Genomic DNA, 20,229 nt, shown 5'->3' with positions numbered 1-20,229 from the left:
ATTTGTCCAGCAACCGGCAACCGAAGTGTCGACCACCCGCGTCCACGATCGCTTCATGTCGTGGACGGATGCTTGGCGACGGCTGTGGGGAGATCCGCGGCCGGAACCCGCCGAGCCGGTCGCGGATCCGGTGCACCACACGATCCTGGTGGTCGAGATCGACGGGTTCGCCGCGACCGGCCGGACGACACCGCACCGGCTGGCCCTGCGTGCCGGCCTCTACCACGTGGTCCGGCAGGCACTGCTGTGCAGCGGAGTGTCGTGGCATGACTGCTACCACGCCGATCTCGGTGACGGTGTGCTCGTGCTGGTACCCGCGGACTACCCGAAGGCCGTGTTCAGCGAGCTGGTACCCGGGGCGCTCGCGGCTTTCCTGGCGGACCACAACCAAGCGCACCGGCTGCCGGAGAGGATCCGCCTCCGGGCGGCGCTGCACGCGGGAGAGGTGAGCTACGACGCGCACGGCAGAACAGGTTCGGCGATCGTCCACGCCTTCCGCCTGCTGCATTCCCGCGTACTGCGAGAGACGGTTGAGTATGGAGGCGGTGCCCTCGCGATGATCGCCTCGGCTTGGTTCTACGACGAGATCATCCAGCACAGCCCGGCCAGCCGACCTGATCGGTTCGAACCGGTTTTCGTGCGGGAGAAGGAGACCGCCGCCTTGGGGTGGGTTCGCTTGCTGGGGCCGGAGGACGGGGAGAGCGGCGGCTCGGTGGCCGGCTTGGCCCTGTGACGATGAGGGCGCCGCCCGGCGCCCTCATCAACGACTCTGCTGTCAAGACTGGTGGAGCGCCAGGTTCTTCAGGAGGGACGCCCACGCCTCCGATGTGCACGCGACGACCGGCTGGTCGTCGCGATTGTCCTTGCTGTCGCGCACGAGGGCGGCGCCGCTCGTGAAGCGGACTTCGACGCAGCTACCGCTGGCATTCGAATAACTGCTCTTGAACCACCCCGTGCGGGAAACGGGGGTGCATCGTTTTGGTTCGGTCACTGTGGTCCCTTGGGAGTCAAGGCCCGCAAGAAGCCGGTCCAGGCGTCCTGCGAAAGCTCGATGAAAGGTGAGTCAGGCCGACGATCCTTGCTGTCGCGCACGTGGGTCAGCCGCCCTTCGAACCGGGTTTCGACGCAGCTGCCCCCAGCATTGGAATAGCTGCTCTTGAACCATCCACTGCGGTCAGGGACACTGGATGGTGGTGTTTCTGTCGTCAATCGAATTCCTTAATCGATCTCCCCGGCGTGGTGGTGAATCATTCGAAGGGTTTCCTCCGTGTTCAGGGCGTGCCGGTAGGCGTCCTGAAACGTTGTGGTGAGGTTCCTGACCTGGGTGGCGTCGTCGATTATTCCCCAGGTCGTGACGGTCTCCTGCCACGCCAGGGTCGGCAGCTGGGGGCTGTCGAAATCGAGGAGCACCACAGTGGCCCCACCGAAGAGTCCGCACGCCGTCGCCGTGAACGGGATCACCCGCACGTCGAGCTTGTCCGGGAGTTGTTCGATCAGGGTGGCGAGATGCCCGAGCTGGTTTCGGAGCACACGTGCGCCGCCGATCTGCTGTCGTAGTGCGGCTTCGCTGATGACGGCCGTGAAGGTGAACGGGTCGGTCTCGTCGGTGAGCCGAAACTGCCGGCGCAGCCGGGCCTCCACTCGCTGGTCGACCTCGACCGCGCGCATGGTCACGTCGGGCATGATGATGCCTTTGGCGTAGTCCGCCGTCTGCAGCAATCCCGGAATGAGCAGATTTTCGTAATCACGAATACCGCGCGCGCCCTGTTCGAGGCCGAAGAGTCGCTGGATCTCGTTGTCGAAAAGCGCGGGGTAACGTGACCACCAACCGCGTTCCTTGGCTGCGGCGCGGAGGGCGAGCAGCTCTTCTTGTTCCTCGGCGTCGAACTCGAAAAGGCCCATGATCCGGCTGAGGCTCTCCGTGGAGAGGATCTTGCGCTCGTTCTCGACCGCGGACCAGTAGTTGCGAGTGAAGCCGAGCGTCTCGGTGATGGTCCGGACCTCGACCCCCAGCTGCTCGCGCCGTCTCTTGAGCCGCAGCGCGAGTTCCCAGGACGCGACGACTGGGGACGGGGGCGCTGACACGCAGGCTCCTTTGCACGTGCAGGCGTGGTTACGGTAACCGAACGGTGTTACCGAAGAGGTAGCGGTTCAGCGCTCGGTTTGTCAACCTGAAGATAGCCGTCACCTACCGGTGACACGTCCGGCGACGCGCACCCCAATCGGGCGAAGTGAAGTCGCCGCCGAAGGGAACCAGGATGTCCGACCCCGAAACGACCAGGCCGCCCGCGTCGCGGCCCGGTGGGCGGACGTGTGGCTCGGAGGGGCCGCGATCCGGGCGTCCCACGGGTGCGGTCGGGATCGCGCCCGCCCGGGGCGTGGACTGGCGGGAGAGCCTGGGGCTCCACACTGCCCACTGCACGATCGTGGTCGTCGATGTCGAGGGGTTCGCGCGGCGCAGCCGGACCAATCCCAACAAGGTGCGGATTCGCCGCGGGATGTACCGCGCGGTCGAGCGGGCTTTCTTCGCCGCCGACATTCCATGGCCCGGTTGCCGGTGTGAAGATCTGGGTGACGGCGTTCTCGTTCTCGCTCCGGCTCGGGTTCCGAAAACCGTCTTCGCCGATTTGCTTCTGGGCGCGCTCGCCGACGAGCTGGTGGCGCACAACGCGCTGCATCCGCCGCAGGAACGCATTCGGCTCAGGCTTGCCCTGCACGCCGGGGAAGTGTCGTTCGACGAATACGGCGTCACCGGCTCTTCGATCCTGCACGCTCAGCAGTTGCTGGACATGCCCGAGTTGAAGCGTGCCTTGGCGGGGAGTGAAGCAGTGCTCGCCGTGATCGCGTCGGACTGGGTCTTCGACGAAGTGATCAGGCACAGTGAACGGAGCTTCGCCGGCGCCTACCGGCCCGTCGCCACAACGGCGGGGACGGGGTGGGTCCGGCTCCTCGCCGGGCGGCGTGTCCCGGCCCGCCGGCGCCGGGCCGGCTGAACGCGGGAAAGTCCGCCGTACTCCCGAAACTTCCCGAAACTGATTGCCCGGCCCGCGACGTCGATCGCATGCTTTCGCCATCTCAGCCTCGACGAGGAGGAAGCATGCTCAGGAACCGCTTCAGGCTGTTCGCCGGTGGTACCGCGCTCGCGCTGATCGCCGCGCTCGTGCCCGGGGTTGCGCGGGCCGACACCGTCATCACCACCAGCCAGACCGGGAACAACGGGGGCTACTACTACTCCTTCTGGACCGATGGCGGCGGGTCGGTCTCCATGACGCTCGGGTCCGGGGGCAACTACCGGGTGAACTGGCGGAACGTCGGGAACTTCGTCGGCGGCAAGGGGTGGAGCAACGGCAGCCGGCGGACCGTGAACTACTCCGGCAGCTTCAGCCCGTCCGGCAACGGCTACCTCTCGCTCTACGGCTGGACGTCCAACCCGCTCGTCGAGTACTACATCGTCGACAACTGGGGCACCTACCGGCCGACCGGGACCTACAAGGGCACCGTCACCAGCGACGGCGGCACCTACGACATCTACCAGACCACGCGGTACAACGCGCCGTCCGTCGAAGGGACCAAGACCTTCAACCAGTACTGGAGCGTGCGGCAGCAGAAGCGGACCGGCGGCACCATCACCACCGGCAACCACTTCGACGCGTGGGCCCGCTACGGCATGCGGCTCGGCAATTTCAGCTACTACATGATCCTCGCGACCGAGGGCTACCAGAGCAGCGGCAGCTCGAACCTGACGGTGGGCTGACCATGCGACCGTGGATCCTCGCCGCCGCGATGGCCGTGACCGGCGCCGTTTCCGTGACGCCCGCGCAGGCCGCCACCTGCACCGGGTACGTCGGGCTCACCTTCGACGACGGGCCCTCGAACGCGCACACCCCGGCGCTGCTCAACGCGCTGCGGCAGAACGGGTTGCGCGCCACCATGTTCAACGAAGGCCAGTACGCCGCCGCGTACCCGGCGCAGGTGCGGGCCCAGGTGAGCGCGGGCATGTGGGTCGGCAACCACAGCTACACCCACCCGCACATGACGCAGCTGAGCCAGTCCCAGATGGAGTCCGAGGTTTCGCGGACCCAGCAGGCGATCGCGGCCGCGGGCGGCGGCACGCCCCGGCTCTTCCGGCCGCCGTACGGCGAGACGAACGGGACGCTGCAGGCGGTCGAGGCGAAATACGGCCTGCGGCAGATCATCTGGGACGTCGATTCGCAGGACTGGAACGGCGCGAGCGTCGACGCGATCGTCCAGGCCAACGCCCGGCTGACCAACGGTCAGATCATCCTCATGCACGAATGGCCCGCCAACACCCTGGCGGCGATCCCGCGGATCGCGCAGACGCTGGCGAGCCGCGGGTTGTGCGCGGGGATGATCTCGCCCCAGACCGGCCGGGCGGTGGCGCCGGGCTAGCCGTACCCGCGGGGCGTCCTCGCGCACGCGTCCACAGTGGACGTCTCGGATCCGCCCGTGGGTGATCTTCACCGGCACCGGACAATGCGGCAGACTCTGGGCATGGACAGGGCGATCAGGGTGGTCGTGGTCGACGACCAGCAGGTGGTGCGCGAGGGCCTGGTGGCGCTGCTGGGCCTGCTCGACGACGTCGAGGTGGTCGGCGCGGCGGCGGACGGTGCGCAGGCCCTCGACCTGCTCGGCCGGCTCGACCCGCCCGACGTGGTGCTCATGGACCTGAACATGCCGGTGCTGAGCGGCGCCGAGGCGACCGGGCGCATCACGCGGGAGCACCCGGACGTGGCGGTGCTGGTGCTGACGACCTACTCCGACGACGAGTCGATCGCCGGGGCGTTGGCCGCGGGCGCCCGCGGCTACCTGACGAAGGACGCGGGCCGCCACGAGATCGGCTCCGCACTGCGCGCGGTGGTGACCGGCCAGCTGACGTTCGGCGCGGATGTCTCGGGCCGCGTCGCGAGCGCGCTGGCCCAACCGGCACCGCGCAAGCCAAAGCCCCCGGACGGCCTGACGGCCCGCGAGGCCGAGGTGCTCGGCCTGATCGGCGCGGGGCTGAGCAACGGCCAGATCGCGGCCCGGCTGTTCATCGGCGAGGCAACGGTGAAGACGCACATCAACAACGCGTTCGCCAAGATCCGCGTACGCAACCGCGTCGAGGCGGCTCGGTATGCCGCACACCACGGGCTGGAGGGGTGAGCAGCGGGTGGATCGCAGCTCACCACGCCGTGCGGCGCGGGCTGCGAGGCTGAGCGCTGGGCGGCTGGCGGCTCGGTATGTCGTGCGGCGCGGGCTGCGAGGCTGAGCGCTGGGCGGCTCGCGGCTCGGTATGCCGCGCTCCACGGGCTGGAGGGGTGAGCAGCGGGCGGCTGGCGGCTCGGTATGTCGTGCGGCGCGGGCTGCGAGGCTCAGCACCGGGCGGCTCGCGGATCGCCGCGCCGTGGGCCATGGGCTGCGAGGCTGTCCCGGCGCCGCCCCCTCGACGGCGCCGGGACACCCCAGTCACCCGCGCTTTCGGCGCTTCTCCAGCTGCTCGCGCACCATCGGTTCCACCACCCGCTTCGCCTGGTCGTAGCGGCCCGCCTTCTTCAGCGCGATCGCGATGACGCCGACCAGCAGCACCAGCAGCAGGATGCCGCCGCCGATCAGCGCGAACCTGAGCAGCATGAACTGGACTACTTCACCCATTTCGGGTTCCTCCCCGGAAGCGGAATTCGACACGGGAAACGCTACGGCGCCGCCCGGGTGGAGGAGGACCACCGAGGGGTGGAGATCGCGGTGGAGACACGTCCACTGTGGACGAACACGGAAGGCAAGCGAGAGGTTAACTCGCCGTAAGACTGGGGCTTAACTCGGACATTTCACCACGCGGGTGAGTGCCGGTCGGTTGCCGTTCGGCCGTCGTTCACCCTGGTCGCCCGCCGCCGTCATTTGTGGTGCCTAAGTTTCTGGCTCGAGCCGCGGAACGAAAGCAAGGAACCCATGGACGCACCCCTGGCAGTCAGAGCGCGCGGGATCACCAAGTGCTTCGGCGACGTCGTCGCCCTCGACGCGATCGACCTCGACGTGGCCCAGGGGCAGATCCACGGCCTCGTCGGCCCGAACGGCGCCGGCAAGACCACCCTGCTCGGCCTGCTGCTCGGCCTGGCCGCCGCCGACGAAGGCCGGCTCGAGGTCCTCGGGACGCCCGCCGGCCGGACCCTCGGCGGTGTCGCGGGCTTCGTCGACGGCCCCGGCCTCTACCCCGCGCTCACCGCCCGCCAGAACCTCGCCGCCCTGCTCGCGCTCCAGGGCCGCGACCGGAAGGCGAAGCGGATCGACGACGTGCTCGGCGAGGTCGGGCTCACCGACGTCGCCGACGACCGCGTCCGCGGCTTCTCCCTCGGCATGCGCCAGCGGCTCGGCCTCGCCGCGGCCCTGCTCGCCGAACCGCGGCTCCTGGTGCTCGACGAGCCCGCCAACGGCCTCGACCCGGCGGGCAAGAAGCACGTCCACGGCGTCCTCGGCCGGCTCGCGGCCGAGGGCACCACCGTGGTCCTCTCCAGCCACCGGATGGACGACCTCGAGGCCCTGTGCTCGGAGGTCACCATCCTCGCCACCGGACGCGTCGTCTTCACCGGCCCGCTCGCGAAGCTGTCCGCCGAGAACGGCGAGCTCGAGTACCGGCTGCGCACCTCCGACCCGGCGGCCGCGCGCCGCCTGGTCGGTGACGCGCCGGGGATCCGCGTCGCCGACCGCGACGACGACGTGCTCGTGGTGCGCGCGCTGGTGCCCGCGCTCGACGAGCTGGTGCTGCGGCTGGCGAAGGACGACATCGCGGTGCGCGAGCTCGCGCCAGTCGTGTCGCCGCTCGAAGCCGCGTTCCTCGCCCTCACCGAGCAGCCGGAGGCCCGCCGATGACCGCCGCCGTCGTCGAAGCCGCCCGGCCCGTGCCGGTGGCCCGCGGCTACCGCTTCGAGCTCGTCAAGCTCTTCGCCGCCTGGCGGATCCGCCTGCTGGTGCTCGCCTGCTGGATCGCGCCCGCGTTGTTCGTCGCCGTGGTCAGCGAGCAGAGCTCGCTGCCGGTCGACACGCTCTTCGGCCGCTGGATGAACGCCACGGGCTGGGCCGGGCCGCTGGTGATGCTCGGCTTCGCGGGCACCTACGCGCTTCCGCTGCTGACGTCGGTGGTCGCGGGTGACGTCTTCGCGGCCGAGGACCGGCTCGGCACCTGGCGCCACCTGCTGGTCGCGGTCCGGTCGACGCGGCGGATCTTCGCCGCGAAAGCGCTGGCCAGCCTGACCGTGATCCTCGTGCTGGTCGCCGGGATGGCCGTGTCCGGCGCGGTCGGCGGGGTCCTCGCGGCGGGCAGCCGGCCGCTGACCGGGCTCGACGGCCACCTGCTCGCCCCGGGCGACGCCGCCACGCAGGTGCTGCTCGCGTGGGTCTGCGTGCTCGCCCCGACGCTGGCGCTCGGCGCGCTCGGGCTGCTCGGCTCGGTCGCCTGGGGCCGCTCGCCGATGGGCCTGCTGCTGCCCGCGGTCGTCGCGCTGGTGCTGGCGCTCGCCCAGCTGCTGCCGCTGCCCGTGGCCGTGCGCCTCGCCCTGCCCAGCTACGCCTTCATCGCGTGGAACGGCCTCTTCACCGACCCGGTCCAGCTCGGGCCGCTGCTGATCGCGGTCGGCGTCAGCCTGGCCTGGGCGGTGGTCGCCACCGTGCTCGCGTACGTGCTGTTCGTGCGCCGCGACTTCACCAACTCCGCGCACGACGGCTCGGGCCGCCGCGCGCTCGTCGTCGGCGCCCTGCCGCTGGTCGCGCTGCTGGCCGTCACGGCCGGGGTCGTCGCCGTGGCCACGCGGGCCACCGGGTCGGGCATCGAGCTCGGCAAGGTGCAGCAGTCGGTCGCCACCGCGTTCGGCCACCTCTACCGGCTGCAGGCCGGGCAGCTGAACCGGCCGGACGTCACGGAAGCGCAGCTGGGCGCCACGGCCGCCTGCACCAAGGGCGACGGCCTGGTCGAGCCCGACGGCCCCGGCAACGACTGGCGGTGTGTCGTCTCCTGGCACCTGCCCGGCGTGGACGCGACGGGCCAGGCGATCTACCAGCTGGACATCACCTCGGACGGGCGGTACGTCGCCGACGGCGACGGACCGAAGGAAGTGAACGGCTACTTCCAGGTGCGGACCCTGGCAGGGGACCAACCGAACCCGCTTTGGCAGTTCGACGGGAACGTCGAACTGCTCACCACCACGAAGGGATAGCCCGATGCAGGTAACACGCCGCAGACGGCGTGCCGCGAAGAGCCGGCTCGGCCGCCATCGGCTGCGGTACGTCACGGCCGGCTCCGCCACGCTCGCGCTGGTCGCCACCGGCACCGGTGTCGGCATCGCGTCGACGCAGCAGTTCGGCGAGGACCAGGTCGGCCAGGTCACCCCGAACGGCCAGGTCGTCTCCGCCGACCAGTACATCAAGCCGATCGGCGACCGCCTGGTCGTGAACAACGGCAAGATCATGGCGTCCTCGGTCAGCCCCGACGGCGGGCACCTCGCCGCGCTGACCACCGACGGCGGGATCGCGCTGACGATCGTCGACCTCAAGACCTGGAAGGTGCAGCAGCTCGTCGGCAATTCCGCGACGGCGAACCTGCGCATCCCGGGCAACGACGTCGGCCAGGAAGGGCCGTCGTACGCCCCGGACGGCAAGTCGCTGTGGCTGGCGCAGACCGACGGCTACACGAAGTTCACGGTGAACCCCGACGGCACCGTCGCGGCGCCGACGCCGGTCAAGATCCCGGCCGACGGTGCCAAGCACGCCCTGGTCGCCCAGGCCGTGTTCTCGCCCGACGGCTCCACCGTGTACTCCGCGGTCAACGGCCAGAACCGCGTCGTCGCCCTCGACGCGGCGACCGGCGCGATCAAGCAGAGCTGGGCCACCGGCAACGCGCCGCGTGACCTGGTGCGCGTCGGGACCAAGCTGTACGTCAGCAACGAAGGCGGGCGCGCCGCGCGGCCCGGCGAGCCGACGCTGAACTCGTACAACACCCAGGTGCCGGCCAGCCAGTTCACCGGCGCCACCACCAGCGGCACGGTCAGCGTCATCGACCTCGCGAACGCGGCCGCCACGCCGAAGAGCATCGACGTCGGCCTGCACCCGACCGCGGTGTACACGAAGAACGGCACGGTGTTCGTGACGAACACCGCGAGCAACTCGGTCTCGGTCATCGACACCGGCCGCGACAAGGTCGTCCAGACGATCGCGACCCAGCCGTGGCCGCAGGCCTCGGTCGGGTACGAGCCGGACGGCGTGACGCTGACCGACGACGGGCACCTGCTGGTGACGCTGGGACGCGCCAACGCCGTCGCCGTCTACCGCTACGGCCGCGCGCAGGAGCCGGTGAGCTACGTCGGCCTGCTGCCCACGGACTACTTCCCGACGGCGATCGCGACCGTCGGCAAGGACGTCGTCGTGTCCAACACCCGCGGCATCGACGCGCGCCGTCCCACCACGGCCGCCGGGCACGGCACGCACGACACGACGTCGAGCGTCCAGCGCTTCCGGCTGCCGGACGACCGCGCCATCCGCGGCTACACCGGCCAGGTCTTCAAGCAGAACGGCTGGACGGACGACGCGGTGCGGCAGGCGGAGTCGAACGGCCACCGCACCCCGGTGCCCGTCCCGGCGCGCCTCGGCGACCCGTCGACGATCAAGCACGTCTTCCTGCTGGTCAAGGAGAACCGGACCTACGACCAGGTCTTCGGCGACGACGCTCGCGGCAACGGCGACCCGTCGGTGACGCAGTTCGGCGAGAACGTGACGCCGAACCAGCACGCGCTGGAGAAGCAGTTCGGGTTGTACGACAATACCTACGACATCGGCACGAACTCCGCCGAGGGCCACAACTGGCTGATGCAGGCCGACAACCCCGAGTACACCGAATCTTCGGCGGGGGAGTACCTGCGCAGCTACGACACCGAGGACGACGCCCTCGGTCACCAGAGCAGCGGGTTCCTGTGGACCGGCGCGCAGGCGGCCGGGAAGTCGGTGCGTGACTTCGGCGAGTTCCAGCAGTTCCTGACCAAGCCCGCCGGGGCGAGCTGGCAGAACCTGTACTGCGACTCGAAGAACATGGCCACCGGGCAGCCGACGGCCTACCCGCTGGTGTCGTCGTCGCCGATCCCGTCGCTGAACAACGTTTCGGTGCCGGGCTTCCCGAAGTTCGACACCTCGGTACCGGACGTCTACCGGTACCAGGTCTGGAAGAACGACTTCGAGAAGAACGGCCCGGCCAACCTCAACATGTTCTGGCTGTCCAGCGACCACACCGGCGGCCCGCCGAACGCGGCCGCCCAGGTCGCCGACAACGACCTCGCCGTCGGCAGGATCGTCGACGAGATCTCGCACAGCCAGTACTGGAAGGACTCGGCGATCTTCGTCGTCGAGGACGACTCCCAGGCCGGGCTCGACCACGTCGACGGGCACCGGGCGCCGGTGCAGATCATCAGCCCGTACGCCCAGCACGGCGTCGTCGACAGCCACTACTACTCGCAGATCACGATGATCCGGACGATCGAGCAGATCCTCGGGGTCAAGCCGATGAACCAGAAGGACAGCGCGGCGACGCCGATGAGTGCGGCCTTCACCCCGAAGCCGGACTACACGCCGTTCACCGCGCTGCCGAACCGGACGTCGCTGACCGGCGGCCTGGCGACCCAGCCGTCCTGCGGCCCGGACACCCCGGCCGCGGCGAACCCGGCAGCGGCCCCGGTGCCGTCCTCGGCGGTGCCGGCGGACAAGAAGCAGCTGGCGGCGCAGTGGCAGGAGTGGACGACGCACCAGCGGCTGACCGGCCCGAGCGCCGTCGCGGACTACGCCAACCCCGCGCAGATGAACCACTTCACGTGGTACCAGACGCACGGCTGGTCCACGCCCTACCCGGGTGAGACCCAGGTCGTGGCGCCGGATCAGGTGCCGGGGGCGTACCTCCCCGCCGCGGAGTCCGACGGCTGACCAGGTCTGCCGCGGCTTGTCGTGGGTGTTCAGGGCGGTTCTGACCGCCCTGAACACTCACGACGTCAGGCCGCGGGAGAGGCGGTGGATGCGCAGCGCCAGCTGGACGTCCAGCGCTCGGTCGCCCTCCTGCCAGTCCTCGCCCAGCAACGCGGTGATGCGGTCCAGGCGCTGGTAGAGCGTGTTCGGGTGGATCGTCAGCTCTTCGGCCGCCGGGGTCTTGCGGCGGCCGTTGCGCAGGAAGACCTCGGCGGTGCGGACCAGGTCCGTGCCGCGGTCTTCGTCGTGGGTCAGCAGCGGGGCGAGGGTGCGTCCGGCGAAGGTGTTCGCCTCCTCGCGGCCGGTCTGGCTCAGCAGGTAGCGGTAGGGGCCCAGGTCGGCGGGCGACGCCGTGGACCCGGTGCGGCCCAGCGCTTCCAACGCCCGCAGGCACGCGACCGCGTCGTCGTAGGCGTCGGCCAGCTCGGCCGCCCCGGTGGCCGGGCCCGCCAGGCCCGTCGTGCCCAGTGACCAGGCGCGGACCGTCCCTTCGCCGGCGCGGACCAGGGCGACCACCCGGCCGTCCACTGTGGACGAGAGCGGGGCGAGGGCCCGCAGCCGCGGGTCTTCGGTCACCACGACCAGGTGCGGGTGCCGGAGGTCGCGGGCGTACGCCGGGATTTCGCGGACGCGGCGGGTCACGACGTGCTCGACCAGCTCCTCCGCCGTCCGGCGTTCGGCCCGTTCGACCGACGCCACCAGCGCGACCGTCATCGCCGAGCGTTCCAGCAGCCGGACGTCGGCCTCGTCGAGCGGAGCATCGGGAACCACCTGCAGGGCACCGAAGTACGCGTTCGCCGACGCGACCGGCACGGTCACGGCCCGCTCGCCGGCGCGCGTCCGCCGGGCGCCGGTGAACAGCGTCGACGGCTTCCCGTCGAGCCGCGCCGCCACGAGGGCTCCGGCGCGAGCGGCCGCGCGGACCTCGTCGTGTTCGTCGGCGACGAGCACCAAGCCGGGCACCAGCTCCGAAAGCGGGATTACGACGTCTTCGGGCGCGCCGCCGCGCAGCGCCACCTCCGAGAGCCGGTCGTGCAGCCGGACCGCGCGTTCCAGCCGGTCGTTCGCCGCCGCCAGCGCGGTCACCAGCTTGGCGTTCTCGATGGCGATCGCGGCGAACGACCCCAGCGACGTCAGCAGCGACGACTCCGCGGCGGTGAACCGGCGCACCGCGCGCTGCGACACCATCAGCACGCCCGCCACCTTGCCGCGCAGCCGCAGCGGCACGCCGAGGATCGTGCGCAGGCCCTCGTCCTCGGCGACGCGGTCGACCTCGCCGAAGTGGGTCAACGCGGCGTCGCCGAGGTAGTCGGCGCTCTGCACCGGCTCGCCCGTGTCGGCCACCTGCCCGGCCAGCCCGCCGTGCGGCGGCAGCACGACCCCGCGCAGCCGCGGCCCGAGCGAGCCGTCGGTGACCCGGATGACGAGCGAGCCGTCCGGTTCGGCCAGCGCGAGGTACGCGACGTCGACGCCGAGCAGGCGCCGCGCGTGGTCGACGACCTCCTGCACCAGCGCGTCGAGGTCGTGGACCGCCGACAGGCGCAGGACGAGGTCGTAGAGCTCGCGCAGGCCGTGGGTGTCCATCAGCCCAGGTGCGTGGTCTCGTGCGGGTGCCAGCCGGGGTCGCCGGTGGCGGCGAACCGCGCCCACGCGCCGTTGACTTCGCGGGCCAGCTCCGCGGGCGGGTTTTCGCCGACGAGGCCGGCGGACGCGGCCAGGGAGTCGAACACGAACGGCAGCTCCATGCCGTGGCAGGCACCGAGTTTCGGGGCGCGCCAGTCGAATTCGTAGCGGAACGAACGGCCCCGGTGGCTTTCGACGAGCTCTTTGACGCCGTCGCGGAAGACGAGGTCGGTCATGGCCTCGACGAACACTTCGCCCGCCTTCCGGCCGCCGCCGAGGCCGTAGCCCTCGAGCACGCCCGCCGCGTCCGGGTGCGACGCCGACAGCGTCGCGACGGCCTGCTCGTCGGTGAGGACGTCGAGCAGCCCGGTCGGGCCGAAGTACAGCAGCATCTCTTCGCGGCAGGTCCCGGCGACGAGGTCGACGTCCGCGCCGGCGCCGTTGCGGATCGCTTCGCCCGGGTGCTCGGGCAGGACGTCGTCGCCGACCAGCGGGAGGAACGGGCTGAGGCCGAAGCTGCGGTCGCGGCCGTCCTCGCCCCGCAGGTCGGGGCCGCGCCCCGGGGTCAGCAGCACGTCCTGCGCGTCGAGCAGCTGCTCGCTCGAGAGCTTCCGGAACGCCTCCGCGGCCGGTTCGACGCCCAGCACGTCGGCGACCGTCTTGGTCAGCCGCTCGAACTCCGCCTGCCCGCGCACCATGTTCGCGTGTCCGCTTTGGACGATCGCGCGGCGGAAGAGCCCGGCCGAGAGCGGCGAACCGAGCAGGCAGGCGACGCTGATGGCGCCCGCGGACTCGCCGAACAACGTCACGTTGCCGGGGTCGCCGCCGAACGCGGCGATGCTGTCCCGGACCCAGTGCAGCGCCGCGAGCTGGTCGCGCAGGCCGAGGTTGGTCGCGCCGCCGTCCAGCGGGAGGAAGCCGTCGATGCCGAGCCGGTACTGCACGGTGACCAGCACCGCGCCGGCGCGGGTGAACGCCGTCCCGTCGTAGACCGGGGCCGAGCCGGTCCCGCCGATGAACGCGCCGCCGTGCACGAACACCAGCACCGGCAGCCCGGACGCGCCCGGGTCCGGCGTCCAGACGTCGACCGTCAGGTACTCCGCGCCCTTGCGCCAGCCGGTGCCGACCACGGCCGACAGGTCGAGGCCCGGGATTTCGCGGCGCTTCTGGGGCGCGGTGGGCCCGGCTTCGCGGGCGTCGCGCACGCCGTCCCACGACGGCGCCGGGGCGGGCGGGGCGAACCGCAGGTCGCCCTCGGGCGCGGCGGCGTAGGGGAGGCCGCGGAACCGGACACCGGTGGCGGTCGGCTCGCCGCGGACTTCGCCGGCGGGGGTGCGGACGATCATGCGGGTGTCCCTTCGGGGAAGACCTTGCCGGGGTTGAGGATGTTGTGCGGATCGAGGGCCTTCTTGACCGCGCGGTGCATTTCGAGCACGGCCGGGCCGAGCTCGCGCGAGAGGCCGGGTTGCTTGAGCAGGCCGACGCCGTGTTCGCCGGTGACGGTGCCGCCGAGGTCGAGGGCGCCGGCGATGATGTCGTCGAACGCGGCTTGGGCGTTCTTCTTCGCGGTTTCGTCGCCGGCCGGGGTGACCAGCAGCGGGTGCAGGTTGCCGTCGCCGATGTGGGCGACGTTGGCGATGAGCACGCCGTGGCGCTGCGCTGCGGCATCGATGCGGGCGAGCATTTCGGGCACGGCCTGCGTCGGCACGCAGACGTCCTCGGTGAGCAGCGGGCCGAGCCGTTCCAGCGCCGGGTAGGCGAGGCGGCGGGCGGAGAACAGCGCGTCGGCCTCGGCCTGGTCGGTGGACTGCGCCGCCCACGTCGCGCCCGCTCCTTCGAAGCAGGCGAGGATCTCCGCGGCTTCGTGCTCGCCGAGGGCGCCGGGTGCGTCGGTGCGGGCCAGGAGGACGACGTTCGCGTCGGCGCTGAGGCCCATGTTCTTCCACCGGTCGACGGCGGCCAGGCAGTGCCGGTCGACCAGCTCGAGCGCCGAGGGCAGCACGCCCCGCGCGGCGACCGCGGCCGCGGCCCGCCCGGCGGCGACGGTCGTGTCGAAGTACCCGGCGACCGTCCGTTCCGCGGCCCGGGCCGGCCGCAGCCGCACGGTGACCTCGGTGACCACGCCGAGGGTGCCCTCCGAGCCGACCAGCAGCCCGGTCAGGTCGTAGCCCGCGACGCCCTTGGCCGTGCGGCGGCCGAGCCGGACGAGCTCGCCGGTGCCGGTGACGACCTGCAGGCCGAGGACGTAGTCGCGGGTGACGCCGTACTTGACGCAGCAGACGCCGCCGGCGTTGGTGGCGACGTTGCCGCCGATGGTCGACCAGGGCGAGCTGGCCGGGTCGGGCGGGTACCAGAGCCCGCGCCCGGCGCAGGCCGCGCGCAGGTCGTCGTTGACGACGCCGGGCTCGACGACCGCGTAGCGCTCCCGCTCGTCGATCTCCTTGACCGCGGTGAGCCGGTCGGTGACCAGCACGACGCAGCCGTCGACGGCGTTCGCCCCGCCGGAGAGGCCGGTGCCGGCGCCGCGCGGGACGAGCGGGGTGCGGCTCTTCAGGCAGGCCTTCACCACGGCCTGGACCTCTTCGGCGCTGTGCGGCCGGACGACCACGGCGGGTGGTGCGTAGGGCGCCCACTCGGCCTCGTCGTGGGCGAAGCCCGCCAGGACGTCCGGATCGCGGACCAGCCGGTCCGGCGGCAGCACGGCGGTCAGGTCGTCGAGCACCATCAGCGGGAACCTCCTCGTCACCGGGGTCCACGCTAGGGCGGAGGCGGCGCTGTGGCCATGGGGAAAATCCCCACTGGACGGGCCGGCGAGTGTGCTCGTCCCACAGTGGTCCGACGTCGGCTGGATGCATCGTTTTCGCATCGAATGTAGGGTGGCGGTGCAGCGGTTCAGCCTGCAGCCGTCGTGCCCCGCACCCAGCCCCCGATCCGGGCTGCCGTGGGTCCGCACCCGGGCCGCACGGTGCCCACCGAGGAGGCATCGCATGCCCTCACCGACGGCCACCTTCGCCGTGACGACCACCGCCGACGCGAGCGCGGTCACCGCGGCCGGCGACCTCGACCTGACCGTGACCGGCCGCCTGGAAACCCTGCTGGACCGCGAGCTCCGGCTGACCCCGCCGGCCCTGGTGTTCGACGCCTCGGCCGTGACGTTCTGCGGCGCCCGCACGCTGACGATCCTGCTGGCCACGGCGGCCGCCGCCGAGGGGAACGCCGTCCCGTTCGCGGTGGTCGGCCGGCACCGCGCACTGCTGCGGCCGATCACCGCGCTGAGCCTGCAACACGTCCTCCCGCTGCACGCCAGCACGGCGGAAGCGCTGGCGTGGTTCGCGTTGGTGCCGCGGCTGCCCCAGCCGGTCAGGGACCGCTAGGTCGCGCGCCGGTCAGCCGGACTGGTTCGTTGGCATGATCGGACCATGACGACTCACCGGCACGACGGAGACACCTGGGACCTCGCGGCCGGCGTCGGCGCGACGGCCACCGCCGCCGCGGCGGCCCGGGCGATCGCGACCCGCGAGGACCGTTCGCTCGTCGACGACCCGTTCGCCGAACCGCTGGTCCGGGCGGTCGGCATCGACCTGCTCACCCGGCTGGCGAGCGGCGAAACCCCGCCCGGCGACCTGGTCGAGCGGAGCGCGATCGACGTCGCCAAGGTGCGGACCAGGTTCTACGACGACTTCTTCCTCGACGCGGCGAACGCGGGCGTCACCCAGGCCGTGATCCTGGCTTCGGGGCTGGATTCCCGCCCGTACCGGCTGCCCTGGCCGGCCGGGACGGTGGTGTACGAGGTCGACCAGCCACCGGTCGTCGCATTCAAGACCCGGGCGCTGGCGGAGCTGGGCGCCGAGCCCGCCGCCGACCGGCGGGTGGCCGCCGTCGACCTGCGCGACGACTGGCCCGCGGCCCTGCGCGCCGCCGGCTTCGACCCGGCCCGGCCGGCCGCGTGGAGCGCCGAAGGCCTGCTGGGCTACCTGCCGCCGGACGCGCAGGACCGCCTGCTGGACACCATCACCGAGCTCAGCGCACCGGGCAGCCGCGTGGCCACGGAAAGCCGGCCCAACCCGGAGCCCGGCGACGAGGAGGAGACGAAGGAACGCCTGGACCGCATCTCCGCCCGCTGGCGCGAGCGCGGGTTCGACCCGGACATGGCGAAGCTGCGCTACTTCGGCGAGCGCAACGAAGCGGGTCCGTACCTGGTGGAACGCGGCTGGGCGCTGACCGGGAGCAGCGTCGGCGAGCTGCTCGCGGCCAGCGCCCTGCCGCCGTTGGACGACGACGGCCTGCGGATGGGGACCGTGCGCTACGTCCGCGGCGTCCTCGGCTGACTCACTTCAGGTGCCGGGCGAAGAACCGGTTCCCGGCGTCCCCTTCGAACCGCGGGACGCCGGTGTGCCCGCCCATGTTGGCGTGCAACGTCTTCTCCTTCGAGCCGAGGGCGTCGAACACGTCCAGGGCCAGCTGCCGGTCGTTGCCTTCGTCGTCCCACTGCAGCAGGACCAGCAGCGGGATGGTGACCTGCCGGGCCTCCTCGAGCATGCTGCGCGGCACGTAGCTCCCGGCGAACAGCACGGCCGCCACGATCCGCGGGTCGATCGCCGCCAGCCGGATGGCGACGGCGAGCACCCCGCCCGCGAACCCGACCGGGCCGTCGATCTCCGGCAGCTCGAGGAGGGCGTCCAGGGTGGCCTGCCATTCCGGGACCGCCTGCTCGGCCAGCGGAAGGATGAGCCGGTCGACGATCTCGTCGACGGGCTCGCCGGCGGCCAGCGCCCGCCGCAGGTCGGCGCGGGCCGCTTCGAGGGCGGGCAGCCGCGGCCGGTCACCGCCGCCCGGAAGCTCGATGGTCGCCGCCGCGTAGCCCTCGGCCGCGCAGGCCTGGGCCCGGGCCACCAGCCGGGGGTGCATCCGGCCGATCCCGCCGGGGTGGCCGAGCAGGATCAGCGGAGCCGGTGCGGACGCGGGCGTCCACAGGACGCCGGGAATGTCGCCGAGGGTGAACGCGCGCTCGAGGACGCCGTCGTCGAGGCGCTGTTCGGAAGTGAAGTGCATGGTCGTGCCTTTCGGGAGGGCTCGGCGCTCCCGGACGACCTATCGCCCGGCCGTGACCCCTGAGGGGAGCACCCATGTCGTCTGGTTCACGGGTACCACCTCCTCGGTCTCTCGCACGGCTCCGGCGAAAGGTAGCAGCGACGGCCACGGCTCGCCACCGAAATACCTTCCGGCAAGGTTGTCGGATCGGGCCGGCGGCGTTCCTCGGCACGGGAAACTGACACACGGACAAGGGAGGAGCTTCGGATGCAGTACCTGGTTTCCGTCATCGACGACAAGGAAAACCCCGGCAGCACGGACCGGCAGCCCGCGATCGGCGAGTTCAACGACCGCCTGATCGCCGAGGGCTACTGGGTCTTCGCCGGCGGGCTCGCCGACACCACCACGGCCACGGTGATCGACAACCGCGGCGGGCAGCCGGTGGTCACCGACGGGCCCTTCGTGGAGTCCAAGGAGTACCTCGCGGGTGTCTGGGTGTGGGAGGCCCCCGACCTGGACGTCGCGCTCAAGCTCGCCGCCGAGGCGTCGAAGGTGTGCGACCGGAAGATCGAAGTGCGGCCGTTCCGGTGAACGACGTCGAAGCGGCCGTCACCCGGGCCCACCAGGAGGAGTGGGCCCGGGTCGTCGCCGGCCTGACCAGGCGCTTCGGCGACCTCGACATCGCCGAAGACGCGGCCGCCGAGGCGTTCGCGATCGCCGTCGAGCGGTGGCCGGCCGACGGCGTGCCGCCCAGCCCCGGCGCCTGGCTGACCACCACCGCCAACCGCAAGGCCATCGACCGGATCCGGCGCGAAAGCAAGCGCGACGACAAGCAGAAGGAGGCACGGATGGGCTACGACGACGACCCGCCCGAGCCGCCGGGCGCCATCGACGACGACCGGCTCCGGCTGATCTTCACCTGCTGCCACCCGGCGCTGGCGGTGGAAGCCCGGCTCGCCCTGACGTTGCGCATGGTCGGCGGCCTGACCGTGCCCGAGATCGCCCGCGCGTTCCTGGTCGCCGAGACGGCCGTGGGGCAGCGGATCACCCGGGCGAAAGCCAAGATCAAGGCAGCGCGCATCCCGTACCGCGTGCCCGCCGCGGAGGACCTCCCGGCCCGGGTCGCCGGCGTGCTCACCGTGCTGTACCTCGTGTTCAACGAGGGCTACCTGGCCACCGGCCCGGACACAAGCCCGGTCCGGCACGACCTGACCACCGAGGCGATCCGGCTGACCCGGCTGATCCGCGCCCTGCTGCCGGACGACGGCGAGGTGGCCGGGCTGCTGGCCCTGATGCTCCTCACCGAGGCCCGCCGCCCCGCCCGCGTCTCGGCCGGCGGCGAACTGGTCGCCCTCGACGAGCAGGACCGCGGAACCTGGGACGCGACGCTGATCGCCGAGGGCCACCGGCTGGTGCGCGAGCGGCTCGCCACCGGGGCGGCGCCGGGCCCCTACCAGGTCCTCGCGGCGATCAACGCCGTGCACACGTCCGCCCGCGCCATGCGCGACACGGACTGGTCGCAGGTCCTCGCGCTCTACGACCAGCTCGTCCGCCTCGACCCGTCACCGGTCGTCGCCCTGAACCGGGCCGTCGCGGTCGCCGAACTCGACGGCCCGGACGTCGCGCTGGCGGCCGTCGACCGCTTGGCGGAGAAGCTGGCGGGCTACCACGCCTACCACGCGACCCGCGCCGATCTGCTGCGCCGGCTGGGCCGCACGCGGGATTCCCGCGCGGCGTACGACAAGGCGATCGAACTGGCCGGCAACACCGCCGAAACCGCCGCGCTGATCCGCCGCCGGGACCTCGTGGTGTGACAGGGTGGTCCGGTGCTGAAGCAGGTGGCGGATGGCGTCTGGGTCCGGCAGAGCGAATGGGTGTGGAGCAACGCGGTCGTGGTCCGCGCGGACGACGGCCTGATCCTGGTCGACCCCGGCATCGCCGGCGCCGACCTGGACCAGCTCGCCGACGACGTCGAAACGCTCGGCGTCCCGGTGGTGGCCGGGTTTTCCACGCATCCCCACTGGGACCACCTCCTCTGGCACCCGCGGTTCGGCGACGTGCCGCGCTACGCGACGTCCACCTGCGCCTCGGTCGCGGGTGAAGCCCGCGAGCGGGCCCAGGCGATGGCCGCGGAAAGCGCGTCAGGGATCCCGCTCGAGCTGGTCGCGCTCCTCACCCCGCTCCCGGGGGACGGCGGACCGCTGCCGGGCGAGCTCGTCGAGCACGACGCGCACGCCCCCGGCCACGCGGCCCTCCTCCTCGCGGACCGCGGCGTCCTCATCGCCGGCGACATGCTGTCCGACGTCCTGATCCCGCTGCTCGACCCCCGCCGCCCCGGTCAGCCGGACGCGTACCAGACGGCCCTCGACCGGCTGGCCGAGGCCGCGGGAGAGGTCGGCGTCGTGATCCCCGGCCACGGCGCGGTCGCCGAGGGCCCGGAGGTGGCAGCCCGTTTCGCGGCCGACCACGCCTACCTCGACGCGCTGAGGCGAGGTGAAGACCCGGTCGACGTCCGTCTCGAACAGGACTGGCTCGCCCGCCCCCACCAGGCGAACCTGGAGCAGGCGCGACGCTGACCCGGCGCAT

The 20,229-nt window shown here is 71.9% G+C and carries 21 protein-coding genes; 13 read left to right on the top strand and 8 right to left on the bottom strand.

Going from position 1 to position 20,229, the window contains the following annotated elements:
• Positions 1–55 precede the first annotated feature (55 nt).
• Entirely contained in the window at positions 56–733 is a 678-nt protein-coding gene (locus ACYVLJ_RS30245) for a hypothetical protein (RefSeq protein WP_460441228.1), read from the top strand.
• Between the two features lie 42 nt (positions 734–775).
• Here the strand turns inward: ACYVLJ_RS30245 and ACYVLJ_RS30240 are convergent, their stop codons facing one another.
• Genes ACYVLJ_RS30240 through ACYVLJ_RS30230 form a run of 3 tightly spaced genes read right to left on the bottom strand, consistent with a single transcriptional unit; the run spans position 776 to position 2,085 of the window.
• Positions 776–991: a DUF397 domain-containing protein gene (locus ACYVLJ_RS30240; protein ID WP_460441227.1), complete on the bottom strand. Its 216-nt coding sequence runs from the start codon at positions 989–991 to the stop codon at positions 776–778.
• Positions 988–1,209 (bottom strand): DUF397 domain-containing protein, encoded by a 222-nt coding sequence (locus tag ACYVLJ_RS30235; protein WP_460441226.1) that lies wholly within the window; start codon positions 1,207–1,209, stop codon positions 988–990. Before ACYVLJ_RS30235 ends, ACYVLJ_RS30240 begins: the two co-directional genes overlap by 4 nt.
• Positions 1,210–1,218: 9 nt before the next feature.
• On the bottom strand, positions 1,219–2,085 hold the full coding sequence (locus ACYVLJ_RS30230) for a Scr1 family TA system antitoxin-like transcriptional regulator (protein WP_460441225.1): 867 nt from the start codon (positions 2,083–2,085) through the stop codon (positions 1,219–1,221).
• A gap of 341 nt (positions 2,086–2,426) precedes the next feature.
• On the opposite strand from ACYVLJ_RS30230, the gene ACYVLJ_RS30225 reads away from it, so the two are divergent.
• The 4 genes from ACYVLJ_RS30225 to ACYVLJ_RS30210 all read left to right on the top strand — a co-directional run bounded on the left by ACYVLJ_RS30225 (position 2,427) and on the right by ACYVLJ_RS30210 (position 5,163).
• Positions 2,427–2,993 (top strand): hypothetical protein, encoded by a 567-nt coding sequence (locus ACYVLJ_RS30225; protein WP_460441224.1) that lies wholly within the window; start codon positions 2,427–2,429, stop codon positions 2,991–2,993.
• Positions 2,994–3,097: 104 nt separating this feature from the next.
• A complete protein-coding gene (locus tag ACYVLJ_RS30220; RefSeq protein ID WP_460441223.1) occupies positions 3,098–3,754 on the top strand; it encodes a glycoside hydrolase family 11 protein in 657 nt (218 codons plus the stop codon).
• 2 nt (positions 3,755–3,756) lie between these two features.
• Positions 3,757–4,410, top strand: coding sequence for a polysaccharide deacetylase family protein (locus ACYVLJ_RS30215; protein ID WP_460441222.1), 654 nt, complete (start codon positions 3,757–3,759; stop codon positions 4,408–4,410).
• Positions 4,411–4,512: 102 nt separating this feature from the next.
• Entirely contained in the window at positions 4,513–5,163 is a 651-nt protein-coding gene (locus ACYVLJ_RS30210) for a response regulator (RefSeq protein ID WP_460441221.1), read from the top strand.
• 303 nt (positions 5,164–5,466) lie between these two features.
• Here ACYVLJ_RS30210 and ACYVLJ_RS30205 read toward each other — a convergent pair whose 3' ends face one another.
• Positions 5,467–5,652, bottom strand: coding sequence for a hypothetical protein (locus tag ACYVLJ_RS30205; RefSeq protein ID WP_460441220.1), 186 nt, complete (start codon positions 5,650–5,652; stop codon positions 5,467–5,469).
• 294 nt (positions 5,653–5,946) lie between these two features.
• Here ACYVLJ_RS30205 and ACYVLJ_RS30200 point away from each other — a divergent pair, with 294 nt between their 5' ends.
• From ACYVLJ_RS30200 to ACYVLJ_RS30190, 3 genes are read left to right on the top strand one after another with little or no spacing between them, the layout of a single operon-like run.
• On the top strand, positions 5,947–6,864 hold the full coding sequence (locus ACYVLJ_RS30200) for an ABC transporter ATP-binding protein (RefSeq protein WP_460441219.1): 918 nt from the start codon (positions 5,947–5,949) through the stop codon (positions 6,862–6,864).
• Positions 6,861–8,204, top strand: coding sequence for an ABC transporter permease (locus ACYVLJ_RS30195; protein ID WP_460441218.1), 1,344 nt, complete (start codon positions 6,861–6,863; stop codon positions 8,202–8,204). Before ACYVLJ_RS30200 ends, ACYVLJ_RS30195 begins: the two co-directional genes overlap by 4 nt.
• 4 nt (positions 8,205–8,208) lie before the next feature.
• Positions 8,209–10,950 carry a bifunctional YncE family protein/alkaline phosphatase family protein gene (locus tag ACYVLJ_RS30190; protein ID WP_460441217.1) on the top strand — a complete coding sequence of 914 codons (2,742 nt, stop codon included), beginning with the start codon at positions 8,209–8,211 and terminating at the stop codon, positions 10,948–10,950.
• 57 nt (positions 10,951–11,007) lie between these two features.
• On the opposite strand, the gene ACYVLJ_RS30185 is transcribed toward ACYVLJ_RS30190, so the two are convergent.
• The 3 genes from ACYVLJ_RS30185 to ACYVLJ_RS30175 are packed head-to-tail and all read right to left on the bottom strand — an operon-like array spanning position 11,008 to position 15,337.
• Positions 11,008–12,573, bottom strand: coding sequence for a helix-turn-helix domain-containing protein (locus tag ACYVLJ_RS30185; protein ID WP_460441216.1), 1,566 nt, complete (start codon positions 12,571–12,573; stop codon positions 11,008–11,010).
• Complete coding sequence (locus ACYVLJ_RS30180) at positions 12,573–13,958, bottom strand: carboxylesterase/lipase family protein (protein ID WP_460441215.1); 1,386 nt, start codon at positions 13,956–13,958, stop codon at positions 12,573–12,575. Before ACYVLJ_RS30180 ends, ACYVLJ_RS30185 begins: the two co-directional genes overlap by 1 nt.
• Positions 13,955–15,337, bottom strand: coding sequence for an FAD-binding oxidoreductase (locus ACYVLJ_RS30175; protein WP_451982241.1), 1,383 nt, complete (start codon positions 15,335–15,337; stop codon positions 13,955–13,957). The genes ACYVLJ_RS30180 and ACYVLJ_RS30175 overlap by 4 nt, the downstream gene beginning before the upstream one ends.
• Positions 15,338–15,599: 262 nt before the next feature.
• Between ACYVLJ_RS30175 and ACYVLJ_RS30170 the strand changes: the two genes are divergently transcribed.
• Both ACYVLJ_RS30170 and ACYVLJ_RS30165 read left to right on the top strand, forming a co-directional pair.
• Positions 15,600–15,986, top strand: coding sequence for an STAS domain-containing protein (locus tag ACYVLJ_RS30170; protein ID WP_451981724.1), 387 nt, complete (start codon positions 15,600–15,602; stop codon positions 15,984–15,986).
• Between the two features lie 45 nt (positions 15,987–16,031).
• On the top strand, positions 16,032–16,940 hold the full coding sequence (locus tag ACYVLJ_RS30165) for a class I SAM-dependent methyltransferase (RefSeq protein WP_460441214.1): 909 nt from the start codon (positions 16,032–16,034) through the stop codon (positions 16,938–16,940).
• 1 nt (position 16,941) lies between these two features.
• Here ACYVLJ_RS30165 and ACYVLJ_RS30160 read toward each other — a convergent pair whose 3' ends face one another.
• Positions 16,942–17,664, bottom strand: a complete 723-nt coding sequence (locus ACYVLJ_RS30160; protein WP_460441213.1) for a dienelactone hydrolase family protein — start codon at positions 17,662–17,664, stop codon at positions 16,942–16,944.
• Between the two features lie 246 nt (positions 17,665–17,910).
• Between ACYVLJ_RS30160 and ACYVLJ_RS30155 the strand changes: the two genes are divergently transcribed.
• From ACYVLJ_RS30155 to ACYVLJ_RS30145, 3 genes are read left to right on the top strand one after another with little or no spacing between them, the layout of a single operon-like run.
• Positions 17,911–18,234: a YciI family protein gene (locus ACYVLJ_RS30155; protein ID WP_460441212.1), complete on the top strand. Its 324-nt coding sequence runs from the start codon at positions 17,911–17,913 to the stop codon at positions 18,232–18,234.
• The gene (locus tag ACYVLJ_RS30150) at positions 18,231–19,457 is read left to right on the top strand and encodes an RNA polymerase sigma factor (RefSeq protein ID WP_460441211.1); all 1,227 of its coding nucleotides are present in this window, start codon (positions 18,231–18,233) and stop codon (positions 19,455–19,457) included. Before ACYVLJ_RS30155 ends, ACYVLJ_RS30150 begins: the two co-directional genes overlap by 4 nt.
• A gap of 12 nt (positions 19,458–19,469) precedes the next feature.
• Positions 19,470–20,219 carry an MBL fold metallo-hydrolase gene (locus ACYVLJ_RS30145; RefSeq protein ID WP_460441210.1) on the top strand — a complete coding sequence of 250 codons (750 nt, stop codon included), beginning with the start codon at positions 19,470–19,472 and terminating at the stop codon, positions 20,217–20,219.
• Positions 20,220–20,229 lie beyond the last annotated feature (10 nt).

The organism is Amycolatopsis stemonae, from assembly GCF_054781455.1.
Note: the sequence above shows the minus strand (reverse complement) of the source record. Positions and strands in the feature narration are given on the sequence as shown.

Coding starts and splice junctions, on each gene's coding strand:
- ACYVLJ_RS30245 (WP_460441228.1), top strand. CDS start 56: ATGTCGTGGACGGATGCTTGGCGACGGCTGTGGGGAGATCCGCGGCCG.
- ACYVLJ_RS30220 (WP_460441223.1), top strand. CDS start 3,098: ATGCTCAGGAACCGCTTCAGGCTGTTCGCCGGTGGTACCGCGCTCGCG.
- ACYVLJ_RS30215 (WP_460441222.1), top strand. CDS start 3,757: ATGCGACCGTGGATCCTCGCCGCCGCGATGGCCGTGACCGGCGCCGTT.
- ACYVLJ_RS30210 (WP_460441221.1), top strand. CDS start 4,513: ATGGACAGGGCGATCAGGGTGGTCGTGGTCGACGACCAGCAGGTGGTG.
- ACYVLJ_RS30205 (WP_460441220.1), bottom strand. CDS start 5,652: ATGGGTGAAGTAGTCCAGTTCATGCTGCTCAGGTTCGCGCTGATCGGC.
- ACYVLJ_RS30200 (WP_460441219.1), top strand. CDS start 5,947: ATGGACGCACCCCTGGCAGTCAGAGCGCGCGGGATCACCAAGTGCTTC.
- ACYVLJ_RS30195 (WP_460441218.1), top strand. CDS start 6,861: ATGACCGCCGCCGTCGTCGAAGCCGCCCGGCCCGTGCCGGTGGCCCGC.
- ACYVLJ_RS30190 (WP_460441217.1), top strand. CDS start 8,209: ATGCAGGTAACACGCCGCAGACGGCGTGCCGCGAAGAGCCGGCTCGGC.
- ACYVLJ_RS30185 (WP_460441216.1), bottom strand. CDS start 12,573: ATGGACACCCACGGCCTGCGCGAGCTCTACGACCTCGTCCTGCGCCTG.
- ACYVLJ_RS30180 (WP_460441215.1), bottom strand. CDS start 13,958: ATGATCGTCCGCACCCCCGCCGGCGAAGTCCGCGGCGAGCCGACCGCC.
- ACYVLJ_RS30175 (WP_451982241.1), bottom strand. CDS start 15,337: ATGGTGCTCGACGACCTGACCGCCGTGCTGCCGCCGGACCGGCTGGTC.
- ACYVLJ_RS30170 (WP_451981724.1), top strand. CDS start 15,600: ATGCCCTCACCGACGGCCACCTTCGCCGTGACGACCACCGCCGACGCG.
- ACYVLJ_RS30165 (WP_460441214.1), top strand. CDS start 16,032: ATGACGACTCACCGGCACGACGGAGACACCTGGGACCTCGCGGCCGGC.
- ACYVLJ_RS30160 (WP_460441213.1), bottom strand. CDS start 17,664: ATGCACTTCACTTCCGAACAGCGCCTCGACGACGGCGTCCTCGAGCGC.
- ACYVLJ_RS30155 (WP_460441212.1), top strand. CDS start 17,911: ATGCAGTACCTGGTTTCCGTCATCGACGACAAGGAAAACCCCGGCAGC.